Origin of the sequence: Mesorhizobium sp. M3A.F.Ca.ET.175.01.1.1, assembly GCF_004791945.1 — a bacterium.
Lineage (GTDB): Bacteria > Pseudomonadota > Alphaproteobacteria > Rhizobiales > Rhizobiaceae > Mesorhizobium.
On the sequence record NZ_SRTP01000016.1, the window covers coordinates 128,661 to 137,219 of the forward strand.

General features: G+C 62.5%; 15 protein-coding genes. 10 read left to right on the forward strand and 5 right to left on the reverse strand.

Annotation, left to right across the window (positions count from 1 at the left end):
• The first annotated feature begins 387 nt into the window (after positions 1-387).
• Complete coding sequence (locus EN818_RS27155; RefSeq protein WP_095807600.1) at positions 388-900, forward strand: hypothetical protein; 513 nt, start codon at positions 388-390, stop codon at positions 898-900.
• 528 nt (positions 901-1,428) lie between these two features.
• Positions 1,429-1,671: a hypothetical protein gene (locus tag EN818_RS27160; RefSeq protein WP_095807599.1), complete on the forward strand. Its 243-nt coding sequence runs from the start codon at positions 1,429-1,431 to the stop codon at positions 1,669-1,671.
• 33 nt (positions 1,672-1,704) lie between these two features.
• On the opposite strand, the gene EN818_RS27165 is transcribed toward EN818_RS27160, so the two are convergent.
• Complete coding sequence (locus EN818_RS27165; protein WP_095807598.1) at positions 1,705-2,424, reverse strand: Crp/Fnr family transcriptional regulator; 720 nt, start codon at positions 2,422-2,424, stop codon at positions 1,705-1,707.
• A gap of 217 nt (positions 2,425-2,641) precedes the next feature.
• Between EN818_RS27165 and EN818_RS32875 the strand changes: the two genes are divergently transcribed.
• Positions 2,642-2,815, forward strand: a complete 174-nt coding sequence (locus tag EN818_RS32875) for a hypothetical protein (RefSeq protein WP_165349857.1) — start codon at positions 2,642-2,644, stop codon at positions 2,813-2,815.
• 165 nt (positions 2,816-2,980) lie between these two features.
• On the opposite strand, the gene EN818_RS27170 is transcribed toward EN818_RS32875, so the two are convergent.
• Together EN818_RS27170 and EN818_RS27175 are read right to left on the reverse strand one after the other, a co-directional pair.
• Positions 2,981-3,166 (reverse strand): hypothetical protein, encoded by a 186-nt coding sequence (locus EN818_RS27170; protein WP_095807597.1) that lies wholly within the window; start codon positions 3,164-3,166, stop codon positions 2,981-2,983.
• Between the two features lie 124 nt (positions 3,167-3,290).
• Positions 3,291-3,494: a CsbD family protein gene (locus EN818_RS27175; protein ID WP_095807596.1), complete on the reverse strand. Its 204-nt coding sequence runs from the start codon at positions 3,492-3,494 to the stop codon at positions 3,291-3,293.
• A 232-nt stretch (positions 3,495-3,726) separates the two neighbouring features.
• Here EN818_RS27175 and EN818_RS27180 point away from each other — a divergent pair, with 232 nt between their 5' ends.
• On the forward strand, positions 3,727-4,134 hold the full coding sequence (locus EN818_RS27180; protein ID WP_095807595.1) for an HD domain-containing protein: 408 nt from the start codon (positions 3,727-3,729) through the stop codon (positions 4,132-4,134).
• Positions 4,135-4,191: 57 nt separating this feature from the next.
• Here EN818_RS27180 and EN818_RS27185 read toward each other — a convergent pair whose 3' ends face one another.
• A complete protein-coding gene (locus EN818_RS27185; protein ID WP_129552811.1) occupies positions 4,192-4,527 on the reverse strand; it encodes a hypothetical protein in 336 nt (111 codons plus the stop codon).
• A 272-nt stretch (positions 4,528-4,799) separates the two neighbouring features.
• Between EN818_RS27185 and EN818_RS27190 the strand changes: the two genes are divergently transcribed.
• The 4 genes from EN818_RS27190 (at position 4,800) to EN818_RS32880 (ending at position 6,937) form a co-directional block, all read left to right on the forward strand.
• Entirely contained in the window at positions 4,800-5,045 is a 246-nt protein-coding gene (locus tag EN818_RS27190; protein WP_095807593.1) for a hypothetical protein, read from the forward strand.
• A gap of 38 nt (positions 5,046-5,083) precedes the next feature.
• The gene (locus EN818_RS27195) at positions 5,084-6,133 is read left to right on the forward strand and encodes a PAS domain S-box protein (protein ID WP_095807592.1); all 1,050 of its coding nucleotides are present in this window, start codon (positions 5,084-5,086) and stop codon (positions 6,131-6,133) included.
• 155 nt (positions 6,134-6,288) lie between these two features.
• Positions 6,289-6,648 (forward strand): SPW repeat protein, encoded by a 360-nt coding sequence (locus tag EN818_RS27200; RefSeq protein WP_095807720.1) that lies wholly within the window; start codon positions 6,289-6,291, stop codon positions 6,646-6,648.
• Positions 6,649-6,772: 124 nt separating this feature from the next.
• On the forward strand, positions 6,773-6,937 hold the full coding sequence (locus tag EN818_RS32880) for a hypothetical protein (protein WP_165349856.1): 165 nt from the start codon (positions 6,773-6,775) through the stop codon (positions 6,935-6,937).
• Positions 6,938-6,977: 40 nt separating this feature from the next.
• On the opposite strand, the gene EN818_RS27205 is transcribed toward EN818_RS32880, so the two are convergent.
• Positions 6,978-7,445, reverse strand: coding sequence for an Lrp/AsnC family transcriptional regulator (locus tag EN818_RS27205; protein ID WP_095807591.1), 468 nt, complete (start codon positions 7,443-7,445; stop codon positions 6,978-6,980).
• A gap of 128 nt (positions 7,446-7,573) precedes the next feature.
• Between EN818_RS27205 and EN818_RS33830 the strand changes: the two genes are divergently transcribed.
• Positions 7,574-7,816, forward strand: a complete 243-nt coding sequence (locus EN818_RS33830) for a hypothetical protein (protein ID WP_245518883.1) — start codon at positions 7,574-7,576, stop codon at positions 7,814-7,816.
• On the forward strand, positions 7,816-8,328 hold the full coding sequence (locus EN818_RS27210; RefSeq protein ID WP_245518884.1) for a hypothetical protein: 513 nt from the start codon (positions 7,816-7,818) through the stop codon (positions 8,326-8,328). The genes EN818_RS33830 and EN818_RS27210 overlap by 1 nt, the downstream gene beginning before the upstream one ends.
• Positions 8,329-8,559: the final 231 nt, after the last annotated feature.

Genomic DNA, 8,559 nt, shown 5'->3' on the forward strand with positions numbered 1-8,559 from the left:
TTCATAGGCTGCCCATCGCATCCGCCATGCGCACGGGCGTCGCGGCCCAAGAGATCCGAGACGGTCTATGGCGCGCTGCAGCTGTGGGCAAAAGCGATGCAGCATCGCCGCCGGATATTTCGGCCCAAGCTAATATTTGAGGGCGCTAATGGAACGGTCGCGCCGGCTATGGGTTTGTAGATGCGAGCGGTCATGGTCCGCTTCTGGGTCGCTAGAGAAAGCCCGTCGCCTTGTCTCCCTGGCTTGGCGGCGGGCTTTTATTTGCTGAGCGTTTGAAACCCAGGAGCTGCGCCCTATGTGATATGCATCGTCGGCAACTACCCAAAGGACGTCGGCGGCTGAGAGACAGCCCACGCGCTCCCGTCTGTATCAAAGACCGGAGCGACCATGTCTCTGCTGGACCAGCACCTTGGAATCTTGGAGCAGTCCGCTGCGCTGCTGAGGCACGCGAGCCGGATGCGCTGTGACGTCGAAAGGGACGTGGCCCAAGCCCTCGCGGGCTCGCGAGAAAGCATCGCGCGTTCGCGTCGCCTGCTTGACGAAACCAAGGTGCAAACATGGTGGCCCGACGGAGAAGACCGGGGATCCGCGGCTCGGGCGGAGTTCTCCCGCGCGGCAGCGGTGGACCTCGCTGGGAACCGCGGCGTCAGGCCGAACTTGAACACGCACGAAAAAATTCATCGGGCGAGCACTGAGGTCAAGAGAATGTCGGAATTGTCGAAGCCGAAACGCGACAGCAAGAGCGAGGCGACCACTCAGGCCGCACGGTCCATCATCGAAGACGAGATGGCAAAAAGAAACGCCAAGACCGCACGCCTGCGGGCGGCGAGGCTGGCGCACGCGCCGATTCCGCTGCTCCCCAAAAGCCAGCCAAAACCCAAATCGCAGATCTCTCGGTAAGCGCTGAGAAACTGGGTAGCGGTCCCGCCGCGTCGGTGCGGCGGCACAGCCGATTGCTTTGACCAACTCGCCTGAAGGAGATGCCCGCCACAGCATGAATGGCGGGCACCACCACTTTCCAAAACCGACGATGAGAGGGGTTTTACATCGGCGGCGCATTGCAAACGAGCAGCACAGGCCCGAGTTTCCGCAAGGGGGACCAATGCGCAGAGGCGTGCGACCTCAGTCGCATCGAATTGGCTCGTAGTGCTCATCGTGGAGGCGGAGCTTCGTCGTCGTCGGTGACCGGCAGAGGCGAGCGGACGCTTGCTGGCGTCGTCATGCTTTCGGCCAATAAAGCCTGTCGCTTTTTCCCAGGAACATCGGCTTGCTTTTGAAGTTCGGTAAAGCGGCTCAAGCCTACATCCCCGACCGTGCCGCTGTCGGATGTTGTTGGCCCCGACACGAGCTCGCCCGTGCCCCCTGCGGGCGGGCTCTTGATCAGGGGCGGCGGGGGCAAGATCCACGAAAGCGAGGAGCAAGCGAGCCATGGCAGGCAAGGCGACCCACGACCAGCAGCAGCGGATCATCGAGGAGCGGGTCAACACCCGCAATGCGGACGGCGATTTCAATGCCGAGGAGGAATTGAAGCGTTCGAAGCAGGAGCGCGTGGCCCGCGAGAAGGGCCGCTCGCTGAAATCCGGCGACAGCGACCTGGTCGATCCCGACGACAGGGAGATGCTTCGCGGCGAGAACCAGGAATCGGCACACCACAAGCGGCGTCCAGACTAGCCGTGGACCCTTGCACACTTTTCCTGGAATTGCTCAGCGGGGTTCCCGCGTCATGCTGAGATAGGTCGGATCGAACTCGGCAATCTGCTGCAGCCTGTGCCAGTCGAGGATGGTCACCGTATGGTTCGACCACGAGACGACGCCGCTGTTGCGCAGCGCGCTGATGACGCGGTTCATGTGAACGACGGACAGCCCGAGCACGTCGGCCAGCTCCGCCTGCGACACCGGCAGGTGGAAGCTCATGCCATTGGTCTGCTTCACCACCTGCAGCCTGACGAACAGCTCGCAGAACAGATGCGCCAGATGCGAGACTTTGGAGCGCCGCCCCATCGCCACGATCCACTCGCGGTGGATGGCGCCGTCGATCAGCGTGTCCAGCCACAGCAGCCTGGTGAGATGCGGCGCTCTTTCGGTGATGCTGCGCAGCTTCGAGTGGTCGGCGACGATGACGCGGCACGGCGACAGCGCCGTGATGCCGTGATCCATCGTCTTCAGGAGAAAGGCGTAGAGGTCGACGAAATCCCCCGGCACATGCAGCGAGGTGATCTGCCGGCCGCCGTCGGACAGCACGCGGTAGCGCGCCGCCAGCCCATCGAGGATCAAAGTGCTGTGGGTCAGCCGCGATCCCGACGACACGATATCCTGGCCGGCGGTAAAATGCCTCTCGCCGGACATCAGGTCCGTGAGAAGCGACTTCTCTTCGTCGGATAGACTGTCGTGCTGGCCGAGGTTGAGGAAAAGGGATTCAAGCATTCATGTCTTCCATGAGCGCGAGCCGGGGGCCCGGTCTCAAGGGGCTGCAGAAGAGGTGTGCCTGACGAGGTATGGGGTTGTTCTTCAAAGCGCGCTAACATTTGATAATCCGGCGCTTTTTCCCCCGCGAATTGGCTCAATACCTGCGCGGCGGCGGGAACAGTTTTAATCGGCCGCAGTTGGTCAGGGACAGACTTCAGCCGGGAGCGAAGAAACCATGCAAATCGTTTGGACCGAACCGCCGCAGCTGGACATTGCCGCGGAGCGCGAGCGTTGCGCGACGCTGGCCGAGGCCCAGGCGAGGCGCTTCGAAAAGCGGAAGATGTATCCGATCGCCCGGGCGATGGCCCAACTGGCCGAGCAAATCCGCACCGCCTCGCCGAGCGCGTAGACCTTCAGGACAAACTTCCCGGGCAAACAAGCCGGCCGGCGGCGCCTTGCAGCGTGGCCGGCCGGATACGCGAGGCGAGCGTTCAGGCTCGCTCCATCTGCATCAGATTTTTGACTTGCACATGTCTTTGTTCCGAAACCGGTTCCCACTTTCGGGAGACATGCTTTAACGCTTGCGCTTCTCCCTCGCCGGGGTCTTCGGCTCGGATATCTGCTGCGCCTCGCGGATCATGCGCAGCGCTTCATCGGGCGTGAGGCCGCACTTGCGGGCAAAATAAACCGCCTCTGCCGTCTCCGAGCGGGAGGCCGCCGCCATGGCATGCAAGGCCGGTCTTGATTTCTTCTTGGGCATCGGTTCACCGCGCCAGGAATCACTTAGTCAACTAAGAATAATCCGCTTTGTTCGGCAATGCAAAACCTTGGGTTAGAAGCCGCAGCCCGGCCTCGGGCTGCGGCGCTCGTTCGCCCGCGGAGGCTTACCAGGCCTGACGGTCGTACCAGTCGTCGACATCGCGGCGGACACGGTCCTTCTCGATGCCGTAGCGTTCCTGGATCTTGCCTTCCAGCTGGTCGCGCTTGCCGGCGATGCGGTCGAGGTCGTCGTCAGTGAGCTTGCCCCACTGTTCCTTGACCTTGCCCTTGACCTGCTTCCAGTTTCCTTCGACGCGGTTCCAGTCCATGGGGTTCTCCTTTGTTTCACCTGTGAAGCCAAACGGGCGTCTCGCGCGCCGGTTCCCTGCGGAAAATTCCAGCCCGGGCGGAACATTCCCGCAGCTTCGATGTTGGAGACCCAGGCTGGTGCGCAAGCCCTGCTCCCATGAAAGAAGGCGCGCTGCCGAACCGGGTATTTGCCCGGACAAGTCCGCCCCGGCCGTCCCCCGCCGTGGCGGACTTTTCTTGGATCGAGACGAGATGCTCTACCGCGCGGCGAAGATTGCAGAACAGGCCCATAGCGGGCAGACCGACAAGACCGGCCGTCCCTATATCGAACATGTCCGGCGCGTCGCCGACGCGGTCGAGACGCTCGAAGAAAAGGCCGTCGCCTATCTGCACGACGTGGTGGAGAAGGGCGAAGGCTGGACGCTGGAGCAGCTGGAAGCGGCTGGCTTCAGCCAGTCCGTCGTGGCCGCGGTGGACGCTCTGACCAAGCGGCTCGACGAGAGCGAGCAGGACTTCATCTCTCGGGCGGCGTCGCATCCTGTGGCGAAATCGGTCAAGCAAGCCGATCTGAAGGACAATCTGTGGCAGGCGCATCAGACAGGAGCCGCGCCGCAGAAATATGAGACCGGGCTGCGTCTGCTTGACGGGATGACCGCTTGAGCCGCCGCCTTGGGTTGCCGAGGCGGACGCCAAGAAGCCCGGCGCCCCCTGAACGGGCTATTTCTCCGGATTGAGCTGCAACAGATCGATCGTCACGCCAGGCGGCGACCGCTCGCTCAACGCCTTTTCAAGGTCGTTGCGGTTGTCGCCGGCGCAGGCATCGGGAAGATCGAGTGCCGTCAGCGCCTCCTCATCGAACTCGATCGGCGCGCCGTAGAGCTGGGCGACTTGCATCACCAGGCCTTCGATGTCCTCGCGGGCGATGTTGTCGTCGATGTTCTTGAGCCGGATCTCTTCCGACAGTCTGATGATATTGACGATTCCGTGGTCCTGCAGGGCCTGGCGAACCTTGCAGTGGGCATCGTCGCGCATCCGAGTGGAAAATCCCAACATTGGAAAACCCTCCTTTCAAGGGGGTTTGTCCCTCTGCTCCCACAATGCGCCCATCTAAGCGCGCTGGCAACACACAAATGTTAAAACGGCCAAATAAATCAATAAGTTAGCATAAGGCACCAAATGTTGTTTCTAACCATCGTTGGTATCGTTAGCCTGAACCTGTTTCCGCTCATGGGGCTTCCTTGACGTTTTATGAGCCCGATCCTATTTCTACTCATAATTAGACACATGCTCATTCGGAGCATTCGGCTTCTTTGAGGGAGATTGAAGTGGCTGAGCTGGAACGTCCGCAACGGCTGCAGATCATGCTGACCGACGAGGAGTTGGCGGCGCTGGAAAACTGGCGTTTCGAAAAGCGGATGCCGAGCCGATCGGCGGCCGTGCGCGAGCTGTTGCGCCGCGGCTTGGCGTCTGACGGTTTCCTGACTGCCGAGTCCGGCACCAAGTCTCAGGACTTCGGCGTGCTGTCGACGAAGGACGACCTTTCTGCCAAACCTCCTTCCGACGGCAGCTAGGCGGTTGCCTTGTGGCTGAAACGCGCTACGTCTTGCCGATGACGAGAAGTGGGGGCAGGGATCCGGAAGATTCGATTGCCGATGCGCGGCTGGCGGCGATCGTGGATTCTTCTTTCGATGCCATCGTCGCCAAGGACCTCAACAGCATCATCACCAACTGGAATCTCGCGGCCGAGCGCATGTTCGGCTACACCGCCGAGGAAGCGATCGGCCGATCGATCCTCATGCTCATCCCCGAGCATATGCACGACGAGGAGACCGATATCATCTCCCGCATCCGCAGGGGCGAGCGCATTCCGAGCTTCGAGACCATCCGCCGCCGCAAGGACGGCTCGCTGATCACCGTCTCGCTGACGATATCGCCGATCAAGAACCGCAACGGCGAGATCATCGGCGCCTCCAAGATCGCCCGCGACATCAGCGCCGCCAAGGAGAGCGAACGCCGCATCCGGCTCTTGATGCGCGAGGTCAATCATCGCGTGAAGAACCAGTTCGCGGTGATCCTGTCGATGGTGAGGGAAACCAGCAAGCGCTCGGCCCATCCCGGCGAGTTCGAGGAGCTCATCCGTTCGCGCATCATGGCCCTGTCGCGCTCGCACGACCTGCTGGTCACTTCGGAGTGGGCGGGTGCGAGCCTGTTCGATCTCATCCAGGAGCACCTGAAGCCGTTCGGCCACGAGGAGCGCATCTCGCTCTCCGGTCCGCTGCTGACGCTGCAGTCGAACGCCGTGCAGAATCTCGGCATGGCCTTCCATGAGCTCGGCACCAACTCCTCCAAATATGGCGCGCTGGCAGGCGAGGGCGGCCGGGTCGAGATCACCTGGACGGTTGACACCGGCGCGGACGCGCAGCGCCTGTTCCATCTTACCTGGCGGGAAGTCTCGGCCGGCAACGGCGGTGCCGCGACGGAACCGGTGCGCAAGGGTTTCGGTACGGTCGTGCTGCAGCGTGTGGCGCCGCAGTCGCTTGGCGGCTCCTCCAACCTCGAACGCGCGCCCGGCGAGCTGACATGGTCACTGACGGCGCCGCTCGAGGCGATCATCGTGCCGCAGCTCGGGGCCGAGAGCCAGGCGGAATTCGGCGCATAGGCGCCGCTGTTCGCGTGCTGGTGGTGAGCCACCCGCAAGCCGGAGCCGCCCGGCGCCTCCTTGCAATCCGCAGAAACGTAATTACATCAATTACTAAGCGTGCAATGTCCACGCGAACGCAGTTGCTTTTGTCAAGCTTCCCCATGGAGGTTGTCATGGCAATCAAACTGATGGAAGGAAGACGGGGCCAGGACTGGGTCAATCTGATCCTGGCGATCTGCCTGTTCCTCTCCCCCTGGGTCATCGGCTTTGCCGGCGTGATGGTTCCCGCGTGGAACGCCTGGATCGTAGGCGTTGCGCTCGGCGCCCTGGCGCTGGCGACGCTTTCGATGTTCGCCGAGTGGGAGGAATGGGTCAATCTCGTCCTCGGACTCTGGCTGATCGTGTCGCCCTGGCTGCTGGGCTTTGCAGCCGACACGAACATCATGACCACGCATGTCGTGCTCGGCGTGCTCGTGGTCGTGGCATCGGCCTGGGCCGTCTGGGACGCCCGCCATCCCCACGCGCATGCGTGAGTGATTGACCGGGAGCCCGCCGCGCACGCGGCGAGCTCCTGGGTTTTGTACTTGGCATCGGGCTGCAGTTGCGACGAGTTCACGCAATTGCTGCAACTGGAAACGTTTTCGTGCATTCTTGGGAATGGCCTCGATACTCCACCCCGACGCCCCCGCCAAATGCTGCTCCTATTGCGGCGGCCGCGACCATGATTTCGAGGAATGCCCCAAGCGCAAGGCCGACGCCGAGAAGGAGCAGGCGGCGCGGAAGCCTGAGCCGGCTGCTCCTGCGGGGCCTGACGTGATCTGAGCCGCCGCAGCGTTCCTTCGCGCCAGCCTGCCGATCATGACTACCTCAGCACATGCGCTGCTGCATCCGCGAACGAGATCTCGCCCTTGATCTCGCGCATCGCCATCGAGGTGACGGTGCGGCGCACGCCGGGCAGGCGGCTGAGCTCGATGCGCAGCATCCTGTCGAGCGCCCTCATGTCGACGGTGACGATCTGCAGCAGATAGTCGGCCTCGCCGGTGGTGGCGTAGCAGCGGCGGATCAGCGGGTGCCGCTTCACCGCGGCCTCGAAGGCGTCCGACACTTCAAAGTCGATCGACACCTGGATGAAGGCTTCGATGCCGAAGCCGATTGCCGCCGGATCGATGCGCGTGGAATAGCCGCGGATGACGCCGGCCTCTTCCAGCGCCTTCACCCGCTTCCAGCACGGCGTCTTCGACAGACCGACCGACTCGGCCAGTTCGCCGAAGGAAACGCGAGCGTCGCGCTCGAGGGCGGCCACTATTCTGCGGTCTGCGGCATCCAGCATGAATTGTTCTCCGATGTTCCTAAGAATAACGGTTTTCGTCCTCCGCGATCGGCCGATAGGATAACAGATAGAAACAATGTTCAAGCCGGAGGCGTTATCCTCGGGGCATCGTGCAAGGAGGCTGAGCCATGGACAAGCCGGATTACCACGCCCGCATCGAGGCGCCGGAGATGCTCGACTACGGCGTCTACCTGAATTGCGACCGGCTGCTTTCCTGCCAGAAGCGGCTTTCCGAGATGGTCAATGCCGACGAGTTGCAATTCCAGATCGTGCACCAGGTGGAGGAACTGTGGATGAAGCTCATGGCCTACACGCTGGTCGACGTCCTGATTGGCTGGAAAGGCAGGACACCCATCGCATCGTCACGCTGATGGGCCGCGTGCACCGCCTGATGCGGCTGATGACGGCGCAGCTCGATCTGCTGGAAACCATGTCGCCCAAGGAGTACCAGCAGATCCGGCTGCAGCTCGGCAACGGCAGCGGCCAGGAATCGCCCGGCTTCAAATTCATCTTGCGCCTGCCCCCGGAGCTGTGGCGGGCCTTCAAGCACTCCTATCTCGACGGCCGCGGGCTGACGGTCGCGGACATCTACGACGCCCATTACGACCATGGCGATGCCTATGCCGTGGCCGAAGCGCTGATCGAATTCGACGAGCTGTTCCAGAAATTCCGTGCCAACCACCTCTATCTGATCCACCGCTCGATCGGGCTCGGCGCGAAGTCGCTGAAGGGCCGGCCGGTGGAAATCCTGGAAGGCGGCGCCCGCCATCGCTTCTTCCCCGAGTTGTGGGACATACGCTGCGACATGACCGACCGGTGGGGCGCCGCCTACGGCACCGTGCGGGAGTCGATCAGCCACCCGCCACGGGCGAGGGCGGGGTAGGGGAGCGGGGGGGCGGACAATGGAGCGCCGCGTTCCTTCGCGCCCCCCTCTGTCCTGCCGGACATCTCCCCCACTTGGGGCAGGGCTATCGCATATGAGTAAGCGCCTGGATGAGGTAGTCGTCATTCCAGGCGCATTTCTTGATGCGGTGGCTAATGGGGACTTTGTCGACATCGGCGCCCTGAAGGATGTTTCTGGCGATGCGGTTGAGGAGCGCGGTGTTGGCGGGAG